Source organism: Colwellia sp. Bg11-28, from assembly GCF_002836245.1.
In the GTDB taxonomy this organism is placed as follows: domain Bacteria; phylum Pseudomonadota; class Gammaproteobacteria; order Enterobacterales; family Alteromonadaceae; genus Colwellia; species Colwellia psychrerythraea_A.
Map to the genome: position 1 here is coordinate 593142 of NZ_PJBA01000018.1, position 20666 is coordinate 613807.

Genomic DNA, 20666 nt, shown 5'->3' on the forward strand with positions numbered 1-20666 from the left:
TAAACAAACAGAGGTATCTTCGCACTAAAATCGGTAAGTTAACCCTACACTCACCTCAGTTTGAACCCAAATACTACTAGAGATGTATATAGCACAAGCTTCAACATCACAAAATATTGCGCTATCAGAATTAAAGAATGTTCCGTATACACGGCTATCTAGCCTCAGGCTAAATTTTTCACTTAATTCAATTTTACTCGCTAAACCAATATTCACTGAAAAGCGTGTTTCATTACTGAGCTGTTTATCATTAGGAGCAAGGTGAGTTAAACCTAGGCCGCCTGTTAGATAAAAAGGAATCGGTCCTTCAGAGATAGGTACATTGCCGCCTAGGTGAGCATAGGTGATACCAAGCCCCGTATTGCTTGCTGAAAAATCATTCGACTCAGAAAAGTTAGTATTGTAATGGCTTATTAAGAATTCACCTTGTCGTTTTCGATCAAAAGACCAAGCAGTTAATAAGCCGTAGCTAGTATCATCACTTAATTCTATTCTATTGTTAATATTATCTTGAGTAGTATCAAAATCACCACCGAAGCGATAGCCAATCAAAGGAGTAACTTCAAGTTCTAGTGCTTGTTTTGCCATAGAGGGCATAGATATGATGGTAAGAGCACAAAACAGGGCTAAAATAACTCGCATAAAGATTCCTTATCTTAGAAAGTAAAAAAGAGTAAGCTAGGTTACTAACTTACTCTTTTTTATGTCTATTTAAAATAGAATTTAAAGTACTATTTTAAATTTTAACTTTTATTCACCATCTAAGAAGCTTTTAAGCTGCTCTGAACGAGATGGATGACGTAATTTACGTAAAGCTTTCGCTTCAATTTGACGAATACGTTCACGAGTAACATCAAATTGCTTACCAACCTCTTCCAAAGTATGGTCAGTATTCATATCGATGCCAAAGCGCATTCTAAGTACTTTCGCTTCACGAGCAGTTAAACCAGCAAGTACTTCATGAGTTGCACCTTTAAGGTTTTCTGAAGTCGCTGAATCAACAGGAAGCTCACCACTACCATCTTCAATAAAGTCACCAAGATGTGAATCTTCATCATCACCGATTGGCGTTTCCATTGAAATTGGCTCTTTAGCTATTTTCAATACTTTACGAATTTTATCTTCAGGCATTACCATACGTTCAGCTAATTCTTCTGGCGTAGGTTCACGTCCCATTTCTTGTAACATTTGACGAGAAACACGGTTTAGCTTATTAATGGTTTCAATCATGTGCACAGGAATACGAATGGTACGCGCCTGATCAGCAATAGAACGAGTGATTGCTTGACGGATCCACCATGTTGCATAAGTTGAGAATTTGTAACCACGACGGTATTCAAATTTATCAACGGCCTTCATTAAGCCAATGTTACCTTCTTGGATTAAATCAAGGAACTGTAAGCCACGGTTGGTGTACTTCTTCGCAATTGAGATAACTAAACGTAAGTTTGCCTCAACCATTTCCTTCTTTGCACGACGTGCTTTCGCTTCACCAATAGACATACGACGGTTAATATCTTTAATGCCGTGAATATTTAGGTGGGTTTCTTCTTCAATTTGGTTAAGTTTGTAGATACAACGTTCAACATCATGCTCAATATCACCAAGCTTAGTTGAATACGGGTTACCTGCAGCTTTTTCTGCTTCAAACCATTCTTTTGAGGTTTCATTACCCGGGAATATTTTGATAAATGTAGTCTTAGGCATACCAGCACTAACACAGTGCTTCATGATCAAACGTTCTTGAACACGTAGTCTGTCCATCATGCCACGCATGTTTTTAACTAACTTATCAAATAATTTAGGAATTAAACGGAATTCTTTAAAAACTTCGGCAACCGCATCAATAGCTTCTTGAGCGTCTTTATGGCCGCGGCCTTTCTTCTTGACTACTTTGGTAGCATTCTCATGTGCTTCGCGTAGCAAAGTGAATTTTTCACGCGCTAGCTCTGGATCTGGTCCAGTATCTTCTTCTTCTTCATCTTCTTCTTCAGCGTCGCCTTCTTTCTTTTCGCTATCTTCATTGGCGAGATCTTCTTTCGATAATTCACTACCAACATGCGTCGCTGCAGCGGCAACATCGTCATCTTCAGCATCTGGGTCTAAAAAGCCGATTATAATATCAGTTAAGCGAACTTCTTCCGCTTCAAAGTTATCCCACATATCTAATAAATAGTTTATTGCTGGTGGGTATTCAGAAACACTACGCTGAACTTCTTTAATACCTTCTTCTATACGCTTAGCAATGACGATTTCGCCTTTACGCGTTAGAAGTTCAACAGTACCCATTTCACGCATATACATACGTACAGGATCTGTTGTGCGACCAATTTCACTTTCTACAGTCGCAAGTGCTTGTGCTGCTGCTTCGGCTGCATCTTCATCTGTATTTGCTTCAGCCATCATCAAGGTATCTTGATCCGGCGCATTTTCAAATACTTGAATACCCATATCGTTAATCATACTAACGATATCTTCAACTTGATCAGAGTCGATTATGTCTTGTGGAAGATGATCGTTAACCTGCGCAAACGTTAGATAACCTTGTTCTTTACCTTTGGTTATCAGGTCTTTAAGTCTAGATTGAGGGGCTGGTTCCATTGACGAGTGTCCACCTGTATATTATAAATATGGGATGTAAAATATGCGCTTAAAACATTAGTAAAAGCTAATAAATGACGCAATAAATGACGCAATAAAGCCGGAAATTATAGCGAATTTTTAAAGCAGTTACCAGCAAATATCCTGTCTTAATTGCTCGTTAGCATTTAACGCTAATATAATAACGCTAATCTCATTCATGCTTACTAAGTATAGCTAAAACTAACCGTTAAGCATTCAGTAATGCTTGTAACTCTTGCTTTTCTTCAGCTGTCATTTGTCCAGCGCGTGCCTTTTGTAATAATACTTCAGTACGTTGCTCAACAAAGTCATTCAGAAGCTTCTCAATATTATCAAGAAACACATCAGTTGCTGCATCAGCTTCCACATTGTGCTGCCAACACATCAACTTTGCTAATTGTGTGCCTTGCTCAGTTCCGCGAAAACTTTCAAGCAATTGTGGTGATTTAATATCAGGGTTTTGCTGACATATACCTAACACTTGCATTAACAGCGGTATTCCTGGCACAGTTAATGGTTGCAACACATTTATATCACCTAAGCTATTTGCTATATGGGGATGTTCTAACAATAAAGCAAGTGCTGATCTTACTGGGGTGACCTTTGTTCTGGTTTTAACTGCCGTTTTTACTGCCGTACTTTTTATACTCTTAGTAAACTTGGCTAGAAATTGCTCGCTACCAGTACCAAAATTGTTAGCTATTTCATTAAGCATTGCATCTTTTAAAATACTGTCAGGAAGCTTAGATAAATAAGGCTGAAATGACTCAACTAATGCAGCTCTTCCTTCTAGAGAGCTCATATCAACTTTCTGCATGAGTTGCTCAAAGAGGAATTTGGATAACGGCACGGCGTTATCAATAATAGTTTCAAAAGCCTGCTGGCCTTGAGTTCCAATCAAAGAGTCGGGGTCTTCACCATCAGGCAGAAATACAAATTTTAATGAAAAACCGTCACGAATAAGAGGTAAGGCATTTTCCATCGCTCGCCAGGCAGCGTCGCGACCCGCTCTATCACCATCATAACAACAGATAACATCAGGAACAGTGCGAAATAAGGTTTGTAATTGCTCAAAAGTCGTTGCGGTTCCCAGCGAAGCAACAGCATAATCGACACCATGTTGTGCTAACGCGACGACATCCATATAACCTTCAACAACAATCAAGCGCTTAAGTTGTTTATTGGCTTGTTTAGCCTCATGTAACCCGTAAAGTTCTTGGCCTTTATGATAAACACGTGTTTCTGGCGAGTTTAAGTACTTTGGTTTTTCATCGCCTAAAACACGCCCACCAAAGCCAATGACTCGACCACGTTTATCGCTGATGGGAAACATGATACGTCCACGAAAACGATCATAGGGACGTTTTTTATCGCCTGAAATGGCCATACCTAAGTCGATCAGTTGCTGATTGGCTTGACCATTACGTGAAAAACTATTCATCACGCCGTCCCAAGCGTCACTTATGTAGCCAATACCAAAGCGCTTAACAACCTCACCACTGAGCCCTCGAGCTTTTAAATAGTCGATAGCTCTTTCTTTGTCACTAGCCACTTTTAATTGCTGCTGAAAAAAACGACTAATTTGCGACATTAGCTCATAGTCATCTTGTTTTTGTTGGTAAACTTGCTGCTGTCGACGTTGCTCTTCTGGGCTAGCAGTATTTTCTTCTCGGACTACTTCCATTCCGCAATGAGAAGCAAGTTCTTCAACCGCATCAACAAAATCAAGACGATCAAATTCCATCAAAAAAGAAATAGCATTACCGTGTTCACCACAGCCAAAGCAGTGATAAAACTGTTTATCTTGACTCACGGTAAAGGAAGGTGATTTTTCGTTATGAAATGGGCAACAGGCCTGGTAGTTTTTACCCGCCTTTTTTAACGGTACTCGGCTATCAACTAGATCAACAATATCTGCTCTGTTGAGTAAGTCATCAATAAATTGTCGAGAAATGCGTCCAGCCATAATGTTTAAGCGTCACCGTTAAAGGAAATATCACATGCGTATTCTACACAATACGAATAAGAATGTAGTTCGATTTCTTAAGTTTCAGTTAAAGAAATCTTAAAAAAAAGTCATAAAAAAACCGTAATAGCTAAAGCCATTACGGTTTTGTTTAATGCACTAATATAGTATTAGCTATAAAGCCTTAACTATAAACCTTGAAGACCTGCTCTGACTTGACCACTTACTGCGCCCATGTCAGCTTTGCCTTGCATTAAAGGTTTTAACACTGCCATCACTTTGCCCATATCAGCCATAGAGGCTGCTCCAGATTCAATGATTGCCTTGCTTATTAATTCATTAATTTCTTCTGCACTAAACGGTTGCGGCATAAAAAAGTTCAAAGCAACAACTTCCGCTGCTTCTTTTTCAGCCAATTCATCACGACCACCCTCGGTAAACATCTTAATAGACTCTTTACGCTGTTTAACCATTTTGGTTAAAATCACAATGATGTTTTCATCAGTTGCTTCGGTTTTATGATCAATTTCTGCTTGCTTAATTGCAGAAATAGCCATGCGAATTACACCAAGACGTAATTTGTCTTTGGCTCGCATAGCAATCTTCATTTCATCTTTGAGTTGTATTAGAAGTGACATTTCTCTCTCCATAATAGGCAATCTCTTAGAATAGTTATACTAAGATAATTCTTAGTACATGCGAACGCGACGAGCGTTCTCACGAGAAACTTTTTTCGCAGCACGTTTAACAGCAGCGGCTTTCTTACGTTTACGTTCCCAAGTAGGCTTCTCATAAGATTCGCGACGGCGAACTTCTGAAAGGATTCCTGCTTTTTCACATGAACGTTTAAAACGACGTAATGCAACGTCAAATGGTTCGTTTTCTCTTACTTTAATTACTGGCATGTACTTTATTACCTTAGGGTAGCTATATAAATTGGTGACTGATTTCGACTGAACAATGCAAAAAATTGCAATGCTTGCCTCATCCACACCCACTCTATTAAAAATTGGTGCCGTATTCTACTGCTAAGCCACCGCTAATGTAAAGGTTAATTTAAGGGTTATTGTTTGAATACGCTGGTGTCTGTCTTATAAACACAGTAAAATCGCTCATCCAATAGTTACGGGGATTTTGCCAAGTAATTATTGGCTACTATTCCTATTTTTTTAGCCTCCTTTTGAGCTTTTTTTTGAGATTACATATTTATGCGTATTTTGGGTATTGAAACTTCTTGTGATGAAACAGGTATCGCCATTTATGATGACGGTTTAGGTGATAGTCCAGAAGGTATACTCGCCCATCGTTTGTATAGTCAAATAGCCGTTCATGCTGATTACGGTGGCGTAGTACCAGAACTCGCATCAAGAGACCATGTACGTAAGACTATTCCTCTGATTAAGGAAGTATTGGCAGATGCCAACCTTACCCCCAAAGATCTAGACGGTGTTGCGTACACTGCTGGTCCTGGTTTAGTTGGCGCACTCTTGGTTGGTTGTTCCATTGGTCGAAGTTTGGCTTATGGTTGGGAGCTACCCGCAGTTCCTGTACATCATATGGAAGGTCATCTATTAGCGCCTATGCTTGAAGATGATGTACCTGAGTTTCCTTTTGTCGCTTTATTAGTTTCTGGCGGACATACCATGCTGGTACGTGTCGATGCTATTGGTGAATACAAACTACTTGGTGAATCAGTTGATGATGCTGCCGGTGAAGCGTTTGATAAAACAGCTAAATTGCTAGGTTTAGACTACCCTGGTGGACCGGCTTTATCTAAGATGGCTGAAAGCGGTGAAGCAGGACGCTTTAAATTACCCCGCCCTATGACTGATAGACCTGGTTTAGATTTTAGCTTTAGTGGTTTAAAAACAGCGGCAGGAACCTTAGTTCGCAAAGAATGTTTGAATTTGTCAGATAGCGATCTTAAGCAAACCCATGCTGATATTGCCAATGCGTTTCAACAAGCAGTGGTAGACACCTTAGCGATAAAATGTAAACGCGCCTTGCAACAAGAAAAATTAAGCAGATTAGTAATTGCTGGTGGTGTAAGCGCCAATACAGCTTTACGAGAGCAACTGGCGATAACCACAAAGAAACTTGGTGGCAGTGTATTTTATCCACGTCCTGAGTTTTGCACTGATAACGGCGCTATGATTGCTTATGCTGGTTTACAGCGTTTAAAAGCAGGAACAGATGCCGACTTAACTTTTAAAGCTAACCCTCGATGGGCGCTCGATTCGCTACCTCCAGTAAAATAGCCAACAAGTAAAAAGCAGCTAGTGCTGCCCTGAATTTTTCACTACTGATATTCAGGGCGCTATGATTGCTTATGCTGGATGATTACGTAAATTTATAACGTTTAAAAGCAGTAACCAAGCCGACTTAACCTTTTAAGCTAATCCACGATGGGCTTTAAATTCCTTACCTCCAGTTAATTAACAACTGAACATAAAACACGAATCACCTGTACACTATATGTGTTATAGGTGATTACTAAGTTTTATTAGAGGTTTTATTAAATTTTATGAGTGATTTTACTTTCTGTCCCTTTAAGTAAACGCTTAATGTTATCTCGGTGGCGAAAGAGTATCAGAGCGCTAAGCATCAAAGTTGGGTAAACATATAGCGGTTTTAAGAAATAGACATAAAGTGGTGCTATAGAGACAGTGACAATGGCTGCTAGACTAGAATATTTAGTAAGCTTCACCACTAATACCCACGTAAGAATTAACAATCCCCCCAACGTAAAACCAATGGGTAATAAAGTCCCCAGCGCAGTAGCTACTGCTTTTCCGCCTTTAAAATTGAAAAATATTGGATACATGTGCCCTAAGCAAGCGGAAACACCAATAAAACCTAAATAGAGAGAATCTATTTTTAAAAAGTAAGCTCCCCAAACAGGAATAGTCCCTTTAAGAATATCAAGAAATAATACCGTTGCAGCAGTGAACTTATTACTTATACGTAACACATTAGTTGCACCAGGGTTTTTCGATCCTGTTGTTCTAGGATCTGGAAGACCTGAAAATCGGCATACTAAAATAGCACTCGAAATAGAGCCTATTAGGTAAGCCGCAATGATCATAGTGAGCGTAAGTAGCAACATCTAAATGACGAAATCCATTGTTAAGTACTATAAGGTTAATATTCTATCTTCATCTCTGCTAGTTTTTCTACCACTTCGCAGGTAAAATCCTTTCTTATTTTGTAACAATTGCTTAAGTACTGCAATAGTTCTTCTAACAACATAACAGGTAAATCATGGATAAGGTGTTCATTAAGGGTTTAAGTATCCAAACCACCATTGGTTTTTTTCAGTGGGAAAAAGAAATAAAACAAACCTTGGTTATTGATCTGGCCATGGGCTGGAACACGGCCAATGCAGCACTCAATGACGAACTAGCCAAAACATTGGATTATGCCGATATCTCAGTCGCTATAGAGCGCTTTGCCAACGACAATCCCGTTGACTTAATTGAGACGCTTGCTGAGCGCTTAGCCAGTTATTTAATGACACAATACCAAATCCCTTGGTTAAAGCTATTCATTGGCAAACCTGGCGCAGTTCATAATGCCCAAACTGTTGGTGTTGAAATTGAACGTGGCACGCAAGCTGTTGAGATATCCTCTTAATGGCTCAAATCTATATTTCATTAGGCAGCAACATTAACCGTGAGCATTACGTTAAGCAAGGTCTACTCTCATTAGCTAAAGTATTTGAGCTGCCTTTTGAACAGTTAACATTATCTTCCTTATTTGAAAGCAAGGCCGTTGGTTTTGATGGTGCTGCTTTTTATAATATGGTGATAGGCATCAAATGCACACAAAATGTCGAAGAAGTGGCGAGTATGTTACGCGCCATAGAATTTTCTCACGGCCGTGACCATAACGCGAAGAAGTTTAGCCCGCGTAGCTTAGATCTTGATTTGTTATTGTTTGATGATTTAATTATTAACGAACCTGCGCAACTGCCTCGAGATGAAATAATTAAAAACGCCTTTGTTTTATGGCCATTGAGTCAAGTTGCACCTGAGCTTACCCACCCGATTGTAAAACAAACTTATCGAGATTTATGGCAAGGTTATAATAAAACCAGTCAGCAACTTAGCATAGTAGCTAACTGCTGGTAGTGACGATTCTGATTGAATTTCTTTCCCCCCATCCAAAATAGTAAAGGACAACTAACACCCCATGAGCACTTTAGAAATAATTATCCTAGCCTTACTACAAGGCTTAACCGAATTCTTACCTATTTCAAGTTCAGCGCATTTGATATTACCCTCGCAAGTTTTAGGATGGCAAGATCAAGGACTAGCCTTTGATGTTGCCGTTCATGTTGGCACTTTATTAGCCGTTATGATGTATTTTCGTAAAGAACTTGGCGTTATGGCAGTTGCTTGGTTAGGTACTGTTGGAGTCGGTCCAGAGAAAGGTCGTGGGGGTTTTGATGCCAAATTATCATGGTGGATTCTACTCGCTACAATTCCCGCCGGTTTATTTGGTTTATTGGGTAAAGACTTTATCGAAGAACACTTACGTTCTGCGTTAGTGATTGCCATGACTACCCTGTTATTTGGTTTCCTTTTAGGTTTTGCCGATATCAAGGCCGGTAAACGCACTGAACATAAGCCAATGGAGAAACTGGGGCTTAAGGGGGCAATGTTAATTGGTTTAGCACAAGCTGTTGCTTTAATTCCTGGAACCTCACGTTCAGGCATCACCATGACTATCGGTTTAATGTTAGGTTTAAGCCGTGATAATGCCGCTCGTTTTTCATTTTTACTGTCTATTCCTGCGATTGCTATGGCCGGCAGTTATCTAACATTAAAACTCATTTTATCAACTGAGAGTGTCGATTGGTTTGCCATGGGATTAGGTAGTTTGTTAGCATTTGTTAGCGCCTATGCTTGTATTCATTATTTTCTCATTTTATTAGAGAAACTAGGGATGATGCCGTTTGTTATCTATCGATTAATTCTAGGTGTTGGCTTACTTTGGTTTATCTTGTGATAGGCTTTCTTATACATAGGCTCAGTAGAAACAGCGCCCATTACATATTAAAAATATAATTTTCAAGATATTACTAACACATTCGAGAATAAAATATGATTGCCATTACTCTAGATAATTTTCAACAAGTCGTTGTTGAAGAATCAAAAAACAAATTAGTACTCGTTAGCTTTTGGGCTGAACAAGTACCTGAGAGTGTTGAACTAAGAAATAAACTAGCGGCTAAGCTATCAAACCTAAGCGAACATATCACTTTAGCGACTGTTGATTGTCAAAGCCAAGGGCAAATCGCTGAGCAATTTGGTATTAAAGGCTTACCTACGGCTATTTTATTAAAAGATGCCCAGCCTCTAGATGGAATTTCTGGACCACAAGATGATGCAAGCATTGCTACGTTTTTAGATAGTCACTTACCAAAACCTGAAGATATACTGCTTGCACAAGCAAAAGCTGCACTTGGGGATAATCTATTAGTTGAAGCTGAAAATATCATCATGCAGGCCTATCAAATTGATAATAATCGCGCTGATATTAAGGTAATATTAATTGATCTTTACTTACAAACGGGAAAGACCAGTGAAGCAAAGGCATTATTAGACACCATAATGATGGTTGACCAAGATAGTCAATATCACGCTTTAGTAGCCAAGCTAGAATTAGCTGAGCAGGCGGAAAACTCTCCAGAAATAAAAGCATTAGAAGCACAATTAGAAGCAACGCCTGATGATATCAATGTCAGTCAACAACTTGCAGCTCAATACAGCCAAGTTAATCGTCAAGAAGATGCACTCACCATATTATTTCGTTTAGTACAAGCGGGTGATGAAAGTACAAAAGAGAGAAGCAAAGAGCTATTTCTTGATGTATTAAAAGCCTTACCTGATGGCGATCCGCTGGCAGCAAAGTTTCGTAGAAAGCTATACACCTTAATGTATTAATAGCTATCACTAAACGCTTCAAAATTAGCGTTATAACTAATAAAAAGCCCAATTCATTAATGAATCGGGCTTTTTTATTTTGGTCGAGACACTTTCCAGTTAAAAGTAACCGCCTATGGAAGGTGTTCACTGGCAAGGTAGTCATGAGATTGCATCTCTTGTAAACGACTTAGGCAACGCTTAAATTCAAAGGCTAAACGACCACCGCTATACAAATCATCTAAAGGCAGCTCTGCCGACATAATCAACTTCACATTACGTTCATAGAATTCATCAACTAACGCAATAAAGCGGCGAGTTGTGTCATCGCTATCAGGGCCCATTTCTTTAACATTAGCCATTAATACCGTGTGATAAAGTTGACTAATTTCCATATAATCACCTTGGCTACGTGCACTTTCACACAGTACTGAGAAGTCAAAGTACACCACGCCATCACTCACTAAAATAGTTTTTAATGGACGGTTATGAATCTCAATCGATTGTCCTGATTTACCTTCATCTGTAGAGAGTTGCTTAAAGTAGTGCTTTAAGTTTTCATCTGCTTGGGCATCAAGCGGATAATGAAATATTTCCGCTTGCTCCAAGGTTCTTAGACGATAATCAACACCACTATCTACATTAACAATGAGAGTATGCTTATTGATCAGTTTTATAGCCGGTAAAAAGCGCTCACGTTGCAAACCATTACGATACAACTCATCAGGGATAATATTAGATGTCGCTACTAACGTGACATTATGCGCAAATAACTCTTCAAATAATGTGCCTAAAATCATGGCATCGGTAATATCAGAAACAAAGAACTCATCAAAGCAGATAATTTGTGTTTCATCTGCAAATTTCTTAGCAATAATTTTTAGCGGATCGGATTGTCCAGACAGACTTTTGAGTTCTTGATGCACTCTGTGCATAAAACGATGAAAGTGCACACGCATTTTATTATTGAAAGGTAGGCTCTCAAAAAAGGTATCAACTAAATATGTTTTCCCCCGACCTACACCTCCCCAAAAATATAATCCTTTGATAGGCTCCTGCTCTTGTTTTTTATAAACTTTTTTCCAACGGTTAAGTACTTTTTTAAAACCAGAAACAGCTAATGGCTTGCTTTGTAAGTCGTCATATAAACGTTGTAAGTGAATAACCGCATTTTCTTGTGCTGCATCAAAGAGAAAATCATCTCTGGTTAAATCTTGTTTATACTTATCTATAGGAGAGAGCTTTATCATTGAGAGCCTATGTTATTTTGAATCAATTATTAATATGTCGATACCAGTTACCATTCAAAATGCAGAATTTCAGTAGAGATTAAAATCACTTTAAGCAAGAAAAATAATTTAAACATAGTTATTACTATGATTTAATTATTTAGCTCGGTATAAAGTTATTTAAAATCCATCGAAGAAGCACTTGAGCAACATCATTTAATTGTTGCTGTGACTTATAATGGAATAACCATTATTTCATTACAGCGTCTTAAAATGAAATTGTTCAGCACTCTGAAACATGCATCTTGATTGATAACCGGAATATACACTTGAAAAATAAATTTTTACCTAGATATTTTTACTAAGTAAATTGTTTAGATGATAGTATAATCTATCTTGGCACCATATTTAATTTCTATTTACAATGTAAGGTACACCCTATGAATGTAGTAATAGCTCTAGTCATTTTTATCATCGGCGGCATCGGTGGTTTTTTCGCAAATCGTCTTCTTTCTAGTACAAGCCAAGAGCAACGTAAATTAGCGGACCAAGTCAATAAAAGTGAAGCAGCTTTAGATCAATACAAGTTAGATGTTGCCGAGCATTTAGACAGCTCAGCCAAATTACTTGACCAAATGAATAACACTTGTCAAACAGCCATGAAGCAAATGAAAGAAAGTACTCAGTTATTGCAAAAAGCAACTACCGTAGAAGCTGAAGGTATGCCATTTTTCTCTGCTGAAACTCAGCAACAACTAGCACAAACGGCGACTTTACGTCACCAAAAGCGCGCTAGTGAAGCAGTTGAAGCCATGACTGAAGCACCGCTTGATTATTCAGGAAACCCAAGTGGTTTATTTGCCGACCAGAAACAAAAAGTTACAACTACAGTGTAATTTGATACATGATTAACTGAACTAAAGCTTTTTAGTTCAGTCTATTTAGGAGTATTTATTAAAGTTAACTGAACTATAGTTAGCTTTTTTTATTGGGTTAACAATAAACCTCGGAGAACGCTTAAATATGAAAAAATCATTTACATCATCTAAATTATCAATTGTCATCAGTGCCGCATTATTATCATCGACCTTAGCACTTACTAGCGCTCCTGCATTAGCAAACTTACCTGCCCAAGTAGATGGCCATGTAATGCCCAGCTTAGCTCCAATGCTTGAACATGCGACTCCAGCTGTTGTTAGTATCTCTGTAATAGGCACCCATAATGTGCCACAACAAAATGTACCTGACGCATTCAAATTTTTCTTTGGTAATAAAGAAAAAAATCAAGGACAACCTCAACAAAGACCATTTCGCGGCTTAGGCTCAGGTGTAATTATTGATAGTGATGAAGGTTATGTTGTTACCAATAACCATGTCATAGAAAATGCTGACAAAATTATGATCACCTTAAAAGACGGTCGTCAGTTAGAAGCGAAGAAAATCGGTAGCGATGCAAAAAGTGACATTGCTTTATTACAGATTGATTCTGAAAACTTAAGTGAAATCAAATTAGCCGATTCCGATAATTTGCGTGTTGGAGATTTCACTGTCGCGATTGGTAGTCCATTTGGTCTAGGACAAACCGTTACTTCTGGCATTGTTAGTGCGCTAGGACGTAGTAATCTAAATATCGAACATTATGAAGACTTTATTCAAACCGATGCTGCCATAAATAGTGGTAACTCCGGTGGCGCTTTAGTTAACTTGCGCGGTGAGTTGATTGGTATCAACACAGCGATATTAGGGCCTAGTGGTGGTAATGTCGGTATTGGCTTTGCTATCCCGAGTAATATGATGCATAACCTAATTACGCAGATAATTGAATTTGGTGAAGTACACCGCGGTATTCTGGGTGTATCTGGACGAAGTGTTAACAGCGAAATTGCCAAAGCAATGGAGCTAGAAACAAGTCAAGGTGGCTTTATTGAGCAAGTGATGCCTGACTCTGCTGCAGACGAAGCGGGTATTAAGGCAGGTGACGTGATCATTGCCGTCAATGGTAAAGCCATTAAAAGCTTCTTTGAACTACGCGCTAAAATTGGTTCAATTGGTGCGAATAAAAAAGTTAAGTTAACGGTGATAAGAGATGGAGACAACAAAATATTTACCGTTAAGTTAAAGCAAGATCAAAGTGCAGATATTACTGCCGCCAGTATTCACACTATGTTAGATGGTACTAAATTAGAAAATGACACCAAGAAACAGGCGATTATCATAGAACAAGTTGCCGAAGGCTCTCCGGCACAAAGGGCAGGATTTCAAGCAGGAGATATTATCACGGGCGTTAACCGTAGTCGTATCAAAGATATTGCTCAATTACGTGATTACCTTAAAGATAAAAGTGGTGTACTAGCGCTAAATATTGTTCGGGATAATCATTCCCAGTACATAATGATCCGTTAATAATATAAGGTTATTGAGTAAATAATACCTAAAGCTGATTAGATTGACGAGACCGACTTGCATCGGTCGAACTCAATGTAATCAGCTTTTTTTATGTTACACTGAAAACATTGGTACAACATAAAATAAGATAACCTTTGAAACTCTTCTCTTCAATCAAATATACAATTACAGCAATAAGTTACGGTGTCCTGATCGCTGTAGTGTTATTACTCCTAATACCTGGATTAGTTCCTGGCTTAAACGATACCAGTTTAGCAACAAGCCTTTTTAAAGGTAGTCAAGCGCAACAAGCACCACTTTCATTTGCCAAAGCAGTTAGCATCGCTAGCCCTGCTGTTGTTAATATTTATTCTCAACAAATTGAAGTGAATCCACAATACGGTCGAAAAGCGCGTAAAAGTACTCGCTTAGGCTCAGGCGTGATTATGGACACCCATGGTTATATATTGACTAACTTACACGTAATTCGCCAAGCAGACCTTATTCAGGTACTACTGCAAGATGGCCAGATATATCCAGCCGAATTGATAGGTTTTGACCATTATACTGACTTAGCGGTTCTCAAAGTCAATGTTAACAACTTACCTGTAATCCCACAAAAGGAGCAGCAAACATCGCTAGTTGGTGATATTGTTCTTGCGATTGGTAACCCACTAAATTTAGGTCAAACAGTGACTCAAGGCATTATTAGTGCAACAGGCCGTAATGGTTTGAGTAACACTAGCTATTTAGAGTTTTTACAAATGGATGCTGCCATCAATGAAGGAAATTCCGGTGGAGCACTTATCAACAGTAATGGTATTTTAGTCGGCATTAATTCAAGAAAATTCACCCAGTCAAATCCACAATTATCAATCCAAGGCATTTTCTTTGCTGTACCTTATCAATTGGCTTACAAGGTAATGCGACAAATCATTGAAAATGGCAAAGTGGTACGCGGTTGGTTAGGTATTTCCACTAACCATTACCATAAAGAACTAAAAGGCTTTGTTATTGAAGAAGTCATGGATAATAGCCCTGCAAAAGCAGCGGGAATACAAGTTGGCGATGTAGTTTATCAGATCGATAATGAGTCGATTAATAGCGTAACTGGTGCCTTAGATATTATTGCTGAAACCCAGCCAAATACAGAGCTAACCTTCAAGATTTACCGACAAGGTAATACCATAGAAGCTAAGGTAAAAATCATTGAATTAAGAAACTAATTTAAGCCACAACAAATCAATTTAGATACTCATAAAACAAAAAAGGCAGACGGTATTTATACCATCTGCCTTTTTTGTTAACTACCTTTATTAACTTTTTATATTAACTGATAGTAATACCAACTAAACGCTATTGGTTATAGCGCTTATGAGTCTAATTCAAGTAAGTATTTTACTAAATTTTGGTAGTCTTGCTCAAAATTGTTACGATCTAATTTAGCCGGATCAATTTTATATTTACCATTAACAATAATCGTTGGTACGCCGGTTAATACACGTTTAGCCGTCATATTTTCTTGATACTTTTTCATTGTTTTCGCTTGTGAATTAACACTAAAGCTTTTCATCAATTTATCAAACTTGTCGCCGTCAGCACCATTTAATACAAAGATATTACGCAAATCTTTTTCTGTCGTAATCACAGCACGTTGTACATGGATATAGTTAAATACTGCACCAATTAATTTATCTGAATCACCTAATTGTTCTGCTACCACGGTAGCCTTAGTGATCATTTGTTGAATTTTAGGGCTAGCTGCTCGAAGAAAATCAACATGATTACGTTCAAATGAGGCATCTTCAGGTAAGCTCTTTTTAAGACTATGCATGATAGGCTCAAATTTAAAGCAGTGACCACAATATACTGAGAAGTATTCTCTCACTTCTTTTTTCTTAGTTACCGTTTCATTCACTTTAGTATATTGCTCACCCTCAGTGTATTGTGCAGCTGCGGCGTTTACCGATAAAGCCAACAACGGCATTAACAAAAGAGATTTTAGTAATTTATTCATTATTATTTCCTAAAGTAAAATTGCCCTATTACAGTAACTAACCTAAGTAATTTACATTACTTATTCATTATCCGTAATTAAAGCTAAAAATTATTCAAACTTAACGGCGGTTGTTGCAGTGCTGACATTTGCTCTTTAAGCATTAGTATCTGCTGCTCCCAGTACTTCTCAGTATTAAACCATGGAAAGTTTTGTGGGAAAGCTGGATCATGCCAACGTTTACATAACCACGCCATGTAATTAACAACGCGCATAGTTCTTAGTGATTCTATCAAAAGAAGCTGGTCATTTTCAAACGTAAAGAACTCCTCATACCCCATTAATAGTGTATCAAGTTGTAACAGCTGCTGTTGTCTATCACCTGATAGCATCATCCAAAGGTCTTGAATAGCAGGTCCTGTTCGACAATCATCTAAGTCAACAAAGTGAGGTCCTTCATCACGCCATAAAATATTACCTGCGTGACAATCACCGTGTAAGCGAATTTGTTGCATGCCTTGTGCAGGTAAATACTGCTCCGCTGCTACCGCAATGACTTGGTCCAAAATAGTAAAAAAGGCTGTCGTTAAACTCTTGGGTACATAATTTGAAGCTTTGATAGTTTCACGCGCTTGAAAAAGCAATTCATCACTGTTGAAATCTGGTCGTTGTATGAAATCATTTTGCGACGAGACAGCATGGATACGCGCAATGAAGCGCCCCATCCATTCTAACTGGTTAAGATTATCAACCTCAAAAATACGTCCACCTCGACAAGGAAATACCGCAAAATGATAACCTTGATGCTCAAATAAACTTTGTCCATTTATTTTAAGTGGTGCAACAATCGGTAACTCTTGTTCCTCCAACTCAAAAGAAAAGTCATGCTCTTCATTTATTTGCGCAAGCTGCCAACGCTGCGGCCGATAGAATTTAGTTACATATTTAACTAAATTATCATCATGAAATTGATAAACACGGTTCTCATAGCTATTAAGCGCTAATAAACCACTATCAACACTAAAACCAGCACTCTCTAAGCCATCAATAATTAAATCTGGTGACAAGGCACTGAAATCAAATGATGCCATTAGCGTTTATTAAAAAATCGGCTTTCTTGCTCGATTTTTGCGTCACTTTCTGGTGAAACTTGTTCTACAACAAAGGTAATATTACTCATGTACTTTTCCAATTCATAAGGATCAACCGAAATACTGATAGGTAGTGTGTAGACTGTCGCAGCCTCAACCACCACTTCTTGTTTACCATGCCACTGGGTATTTTCAATACCTTTTACAGAAAGTTTATAAGTATTATCTGTTTGTGACATATTAAGAATTTTTAAGGTATAAACATTCTCAATGTCACCATTAAAGTTTTCTCTTGCTAACTCAGTGCGATCGCGAATGATATCTAACGATAAAGGTACACGATTAACAATTTCGAGTATTAACATGGTACTCATGATAACAAGCAAGACCGCATAACCAATAAGCTTAGAGCGAACTAAGTGAACTTTCTTGCCTTGCAATTCATGCTCTGTAGTATAACGAATGAGACCTTGAGGATAATTCATCTTATCCATAACGCCCGAACAAGCATCAACACAAGAACCGCAGTTAATACATTCATATTGCAAGCCGTTACGAATATCGATACCGGTAGGGCAAACCTCAACACATAAATTACAATCTATACAGTCGCCAAGTCCCATCGCCTTATGATCTTGTTTTCGACCACGAGCACCTCGTCCCTCACCACGTTCAACATCATACGCAACCGTTAAAGTATCTTTATCAAACATAGCTGACTGAAAGCGCGCATAAGGGCACATGTGCAAACAGACAGTCTCTCGCATCCAACCCGCATTGCCATAGGTGGCAAAGGTGAAGAAAGCTAAAATTCCCGCCATCATCACACTGGTATCGAAAGTAAAGACATCAACGAATAGCTCTTGCATCGGTGAAAAATAACCAGCAAATGTCATCGCGGTAAACAAGGAAAATAATAACCAAGCACTATGTTTTAAGGTTTTTCGAATAACCTTATTACCCGTCACTTTTTGTACATCTAGCTTCCTGCGCTGGTTAGCCGTACCTTCAATCTTTTCTTCAAACCATATGAAAATGAAAGTCCAAACGGTTTGTGGGCACATATAGCCACACCACACACGACCTAAAAAAGTGGTAACAAAAAAGAGGAGAAATGCACCTAAGATAAAAAACCATGCCAATAAGGTTAAATCTTGTGGCCAGAGTGTTAAGTTAAAGATGGTAAAGCGTTGTTCACTGATGTCGAACAATATGGCTTGATGACCATTGAACTGAAGCCAAGGAAGAATTAAAAAGAAAGCAAAATAAACCAAGTTCATACGCTGCCTTAGCTTTTGGAAAAAACCAGATACTTTACGAACATATATTTGGTCACCTGGTTTATAACGTTCTTTACCAGTATTTTTACTGCCGTGAATTTTGACATTTTTGATTGGGATATGCTGCTCTACCACAGGCTTATTTGTCTTAGGCGTAGAGGATGATTGGTCGTTTGCTCTCACGATAAATCCTTGTTAAGCGAAAAATAACTACTAAAAAAAATGACTAACTGGCTACAAGCTAGTATCAAAAAGATAAATGATTTTATTAACAAAAGCCGACAATAGCTAATAATTTATACCTTAAAACAACTAATTAATATAAAATCGACTCTTCTCATTTATTATATGGCATCTTATGAAGCATTTATTGATCTTAATCGTGGCCGCATCACTCTATTTACATTTCTATCCAAACGAGAAAGTAACTGAGTTTTATAACGAGCAGAAGCAAGCTCTGCTTGATGGTTTCGGTGAATTCAGTGATACTAAAGTCCGTTTGAAAGCCGATAAGATTTATCTAGATTTAGAAAGTGAGCTAGAGAATTTTTCAGAGAAAGAAGTTGAGCGATTAAAAGAAATCACCTCGTCAAGGGATAATGTAAAGGCATTTTACTTAAGCATTTGTAAAACCGATACCAGAGACATTGATTTTCATATTACCAATGAAAAGAAAGTTTGTTCAACTATAGATCGTTATACAAGCATGCTTTAAATCTTAGATTTAAAGCACATTCCCCAGATCTATAGATATAAACAATACTAGCTAGCAGATAACCTAACGAGTAAGTTAGCAAAGTTATCGCTCGCTTGCTCTTGTTCAACATGCTGTTGCGCTTTTATTTGCCACACACCATTAACCATCACATCTGACACTGGATTTTGCTGACTCGCAAAAATCATACTATCAAGTAACTGTTGGCTAGCACTGGCAAATAACTTGGTTTTATCCTTGTCCAGTACTAATAAGTCAGCCTGCTTGCCAATGGCTAAACTTCCGGTATTGCTATTGGTACTTTGCGCTCCACCTATTGCCGCTTGCTGCCATAAGTTTTGCCCAACGGAAGCCTGTTCATCTGTAGCTAAAATAGCACGTTGTTGTTTAATTAGGCGCTGTGCATATTCAAGCCAACGTAATTCCTCAATCGGGTTTACTGAAATGTGGCTATCAGAGCCAATGGCTATAGTGCCTTTTTCTGCTAGAAACTCTGTCGTTGGGAAAATTCCATCACCTAAATTAGCTTCAGTTGTCGGACAAATTCCTGCAATAGCCTCTTTAGCGATAATGCCTTTTCTTTCTGCTTCGTCAATATGCGTTGCATGAATTAAACACCAATGCTTATCAAGTTCGACATTATCAAGCAGCCACTGCACTGGTCTTTGGCCAAAATGGGCCAAACAATCATCAACTTCTTTTTGTTGCTCACTAATATGAATATGAATTGGGGCTTGATTGTCTAAGCTACGCACATGTTTCACCGCACTAAGTAATGATGTTTTATCAACGGCACGTAGAGAGTGAGGCGCAATACCCACATTAGTATTCGAATATTGTTCACTTAAGGTGAAACAATCACTGACTAATTGATTAAATTGCTCAGTAGAATTGATAAATCGCTTTTGTCCATCACTCGGCGTTTGTTCACCAAAGCCACTGTGTTGATAAAGTACAGGTAACAAGGTCAAACCTATACCAGACTCTTTTGCGGCATCAAAAATAGCTTGTGCCATCGTTGCTAAGCTAGCTGACTTGTCTCTAGTAACACTAGAATTATAAGTACTACCATCTATATCATGATGTAAATAATGAAATTCGGCGACACGGGTATAACCCATTTTTAGCATTTCAATATACAGCTGCTTCGCAATATTTTTAGCATCAAGCTCGGTTAGCTGTGCCAAAAATTGATACATGATTTTTCGCCACGTCCAAAAACTGTCTTGTCCTTCACTGCCTTGCTCACTAAAACCTGCAAAAGCGCGCTGAAAAGCGTGTGAATGACAATTAACCATGCCAGGAATCACAGCACCTTTAGCTATTTCCGCGCCTTCAATCTTGCCTGCATCTACGGCAGTGATTATGCCCTTCTCTATCGTGATAGTTTGTTTACTTGCCCAACCATCGTTTAATAAAATATTCTCTGCGTATAGTTTCATATTGCTCTACTAA

At 38.3% G+C, this 20666-nt stretch carries 20 protein-coding genes; 9 read left to right on the plus strand and 11 right to left on the minus strand.

Annotated features, from left to right (window positions below; all coding sequences use genetic code 11):
• Window positions 1-24 precede the first annotated feature (24 nt).
• From CXF79_RS19780 to rpsU, 5 genes are all read right to left on the minus strand, one after another.
• Complete coding sequence (locus CXF79_RS19780) at window positions 25-642, minus strand: outer membrane beta-barrel protein (RefSeq protein WP_011045063.1); 618 nt, start codon at window positions 640-642, stop codon at window positions 25-27.
• A 108-nt stretch (window positions 643-750) separates the two neighbouring features.
• Window positions 751-2601, minus strand: coding sequence for an RNA polymerase sigma factor RpoD (rpoD, locus tag CXF79_RS19785; RefSeq protein ID WP_011045064.1), 1851 nt, complete (start codon window positions 2599-2601; stop codon window positions 751-753).
• A 229-nt stretch (window positions 2602-2830) separates the two neighbouring features.
• Entirely contained in the window at window positions 2831-4588 is a 1758-nt protein-coding gene (gene dnaG, locus CXF79_RS19790; protein ID WP_011045065.1) for a DNA primase, read from the minus strand.
• Between the two features lie 188 nt (window positions 4589-4776).
• Window positions 4777-5226, minus strand: coding sequence for a GatB/YqeY domain-containing protein (locus tag CXF79_RS19795; RefSeq protein ID WP_101157403.1), 450 nt, complete (start codon window positions 5224-5226; stop codon window positions 4777-4779).
• A gap of 51 nt (window positions 5227-5277) precedes the next feature.
• On the minus strand, window positions 5278-5493 hold the full coding sequence (gene rpsU, locus CXF79_RS19800) for a 30S ribosomal protein S21 (protein WP_011045067.1): 216 nt from the start codon (window positions 5491-5493) through the stop codon (window positions 5278-5280).
• 303 nt (window positions 5494-5796) lie between these two features.
• Between rpsU and tsaD the strand changes: the two genes are divergently transcribed.
• The gene (gene tsaD / locus CXF79_RS19805) at window positions 5797-6846 is read left to right on the plus strand and encodes a tRNA (adenosine(37)-N6)-threonylcarbamoyltransferase complex transferase subunit TsaD (protein WP_011045068.1); all 1050 of its coding nucleotides are present in this window, start codon (window positions 5797-5799) and stop codon (window positions 6844-6846) included.
• A 257-nt stretch (window positions 6847-7103) separates the two neighbouring features.
• On the opposite strand, the gene plsY is transcribed toward tsaD, so the two are convergent.
• Entirely contained in the window at window positions 7104-7694 is a 591-nt protein-coding gene (gene plsY / locus CXF79_RS19810; protein WP_011045069.1) for a glycerol-3-phosphate 1-O-acyltransferase PlsY, read from the minus strand.
• A gap of 155 nt (window positions 7695-7849) precedes the next feature.
• Here plsY and folB point away from each other — a divergent pair, with 155 nt between their 5' ends.
• The 4 genes from folB (at window position 7850) to CXF79_RS19830 (ending at window position 10536) form a co-directional block, all read left to right on the plus strand.
• The gene (gene folB / locus CXF79_RS19815; protein WP_011045070.1) at window positions 7850-8221 is read left to right on the plus strand and encodes a dihydroneopterin aldolase; all 372 of its coding nucleotides are present in this window, start codon (window positions 7850-7852) and stop codon (window positions 8219-8221) included.
• Window positions 8221-8718 carry a 2-amino-4-hydroxy-6-hydroxymethyldihydropteridine diphosphokinase gene (gene folK / locus CXF79_RS19820; RefSeq protein ID WP_011045071.1) on the plus strand — a complete coding sequence of 166 codons (498 nt, stop codon included), beginning with the start codon at window positions 8221-8223 and terminating at the stop codon, window positions 8716-8718. Before folB ends, folK begins: the two co-directional genes overlap by 1 nt.
• Before the next feature lie 61 nt (window positions 8719-8779).
• Window positions 8780-9598, plus strand: coding sequence for an undecaprenyl-diphosphate phosphatase (locus tag CXF79_RS19825; protein ID WP_011045072.1), 819 nt, complete (start codon window positions 8780-8782; stop codon window positions 9596-9598).
• 95 nt (window positions 9599-9693) lie between these two features.
• Window positions 9694-10536, plus strand: coding sequence for a tetratricopeptide repeat protein (locus CXF79_RS19830; protein ID WP_101157405.1), 843 nt, complete (start codon window positions 9694-9696; stop codon window positions 10534-10536).
• 113 nt (window positions 10537-10649) lie between these two features.
• Here CXF79_RS19830 and zapE read toward each other — a convergent pair whose 3' ends face one another.
• A complete protein-coding gene (gene zapE / locus CXF79_RS19835; RefSeq protein ID WP_101157407.1) occupies window positions 10650-11765 on the minus strand; it encodes a cell division protein ZapE in 1116 nt (371 codons plus the stop codon).
• A gap of 419 nt (window positions 11766-12184) precedes the next feature.
• Here zapE and CXF79_RS19840 point away from each other — a divergent pair, with 419 nt between their 5' ends.
• The 3 genes from CXF79_RS19840 to CXF79_RS19850 all read left to right on the plus strand — a co-directional run bounded on the left by CXF79_RS19840 (window position 12185) and on the right by CXF79_RS19850 (window position 15355).
• Window positions 12185-12640 carry a YhcB family protein gene (locus CXF79_RS19840; protein WP_011045075.1) on the plus strand — a complete coding sequence of 152 codons (456 nt, stop codon included), beginning with the start codon at window positions 12185-12187 and terminating at the stop codon, window positions 12638-12640.
• Window positions 12641-12767: 127 nt separating this feature from the next.
• A complete protein-coding gene (locus CXF79_RS19845) occupies window positions 12768-14147 on the plus strand; it encodes a Do family serine endopeptidase (RefSeq protein WP_101157409.1) in 1380 nt (459 codons plus the stop codon).
• A gap of 137 nt (window positions 14148-14284) precedes the next feature.
• Entirely contained in the window at window positions 14285-15355 is a 1071-nt protein-coding gene (locus CXF79_RS19850) for a trypsin-like peptidase domain-containing protein (protein ID WP_101157411.1), read from the plus strand.
• A 146-nt stretch (window positions 15356-15501) separates the two neighbouring features.
• Here CXF79_RS19850 and CXF79_RS19855 read toward each other — a convergent pair whose 3' ends face one another.
• The 3 genes from CXF79_RS19855 to ccoG form a co-directional block, all read right to left on the minus strand.
• Window positions 15502-16146, minus strand: a complete 645-nt coding sequence (locus CXF79_RS19855) for a thiol:disulfide interchange protein DsbA/DsbL (RefSeq protein ID WP_011045078.1) — start codon at window positions 16144-16146, stop codon at window positions 15502-15504.
• 83 nt (window positions 16147-16229) lie between these two features.
• Window positions 16230-17216, minus strand: a complete 987-nt coding sequence (locus CXF79_RS19860; RefSeq protein ID WP_011045079.1) for a serine/threonine protein kinase — start codon at window positions 17214-17216, stop codon at window positions 16230-16232.
• A complete protein-coding gene (gene ccoG / locus CXF79_RS19865) occupies window positions 17216-18679 on the minus strand; it encodes a cytochrome c oxidase accessory protein CcoG (RefSeq protein WP_101157413.1) in 1464 nt (487 codons plus the stop codon). The genes CXF79_RS19860 and ccoG overlap by 1 nt, the downstream gene beginning before the upstream one ends.
• Window positions 18680-18854: 175 nt before the next feature.
• On the opposite strand from ccoG, the gene CXF79_RS19870 reads away from it, so the two are divergent.
• Window positions 18855-19211 carry a hypothetical protein gene (locus CXF79_RS19870; protein WP_041737144.1) on the plus strand — a complete coding sequence of 119 codons (357 nt, stop codon included), beginning with the start codon at window positions 18855-18857 and terminating at the stop codon, window positions 19209-19211.
• A 47-nt stretch (window positions 19212-19258) separates the two neighbouring features.
• Here the strand turns inward: CXF79_RS19870 and CXF79_RS19875 are convergent, their stop codons facing one another.
• Window positions 19259-20653 (minus strand): formimidoylglutamate deiminase, encoded by a 1395-nt coding sequence (locus tag CXF79_RS19875; RefSeq protein WP_101157415.1) that lies wholly within the window; start codon window positions 20651-20653, stop codon window positions 19259-19261.
• Window positions 20654-20666 lie beyond the last annotated feature (13 nt).

Coding starts and splice junctions, on each gene's coding strand:
- CXF79_RS19870 (WP_041737144.1), top strand. CDS start 18,855: ATGAAGCATTTATTGATCTTAATCGTGGCCGCATCACTCTATTTACAT.
- folK (WP_011045071.1), top strand. CDS start 8,221: ATGGCTCAAATCTATATTTCATTAGGCAGCAACATTAACCGTGAGCAT.
- dnaG (WP_011045065.1), bottom strand. CDS start 4,588: ATGGCTGGACGCATTTCTCGACAATTTATTGATGACTTACTCAACAGA.
- plsY (WP_011045069.1), bottom strand. CDS start 7,694: ATGTTGCTACTTACGCTCACTATGATCATTGCGGCTTACCTAATAGGC.
- CXF79_RS19875 (WP_101157415.1), bottom strand. CDS start 20,653: ATGAAACTATACGCAGAGAATATTTTATTAAACGATGGTTGGGCAAGT.
- CXF79_RS19860 (WP_011045079.1), bottom strand. CDS start 17,216: ATGGCATCATTTGATTTCAGTGCCTTGTCACCAGATTTAATTATTGAT.
- rpsU (WP_011045067.1), bottom strand. CDS start 5,493: ATGCCAGTAATTAAAGTAAGAGAAAACGAACCATTTGACGTTGCATTA.
- CXF79_RS19795 (WP_101157403.1), bottom strand. CDS start 5,226: ATGTCACTTCTAATACAACTCAAAGATGAAATGAAGATTGCTATGCGA.
- folB (WP_011045070.1), top strand. CDS start 7,850: ATGGATAAGGTGTTCATTAAGGGTTTAAGTATCCAAACCACCATTGGT.
- CXF79_RS19780 (WP_011045063.1), bottom strand. CDS start 642: ATGCGAGTTATTTTAGCCCTGTTTTGTGCTCTTACCATCATATCTATG.
- rpoD (WP_011045064.1), bottom strand. CDS start 2,601: ATGGAACCAGCCCCTCAATCTAGACTTAAAGACCTGATAACCAAAGGT.
- tsaD (WP_011045068.1), top strand. CDS start 5,797: ATGCGTATTTTGGGTATTGAAACTTCTTGTGATGAAACAGGTATCGCC.
- CXF79_RS19855 (WP_011045078.1), bottom strand. CDS start 16,146: ATGAATAAATTACTAAAATCTCTTTTGTTAATGCCGTTGTTGGCTTTA.
- CXF79_RS19825 (WP_011045072.1), top strand. CDS start 8,780: ATGAGCACTTTAGAAATAATTATCCTAGCCTTACTACAAGGCTTAACC.
- CXF79_RS19845 (WP_101157409.1), top strand. CDS start 12,768: ATGAAAAAATCATTTACATCATCTAAATTATCAATTGTCATCAGTGCC.
- zapE (WP_101157407.1), bottom strand. CDS start 11,765: ATGATAAAGCTCTCTCCTATAGATAAGTATAAACAAGATTTAACCAGA.
- CXF79_RS19830 (WP_101157405.1), top strand. CDS start 9,694: ATGATTGCCATTACTCTAGATAATTTTCAACAAGTCGTTGTTGAAGAA.
- CXF79_RS19840 (WP_011045075.1), top strand. CDS start 12,185: ATGAATGTAGTAATAGCTCTAGTCATTTTTATCATCGGCGGCATCGGT.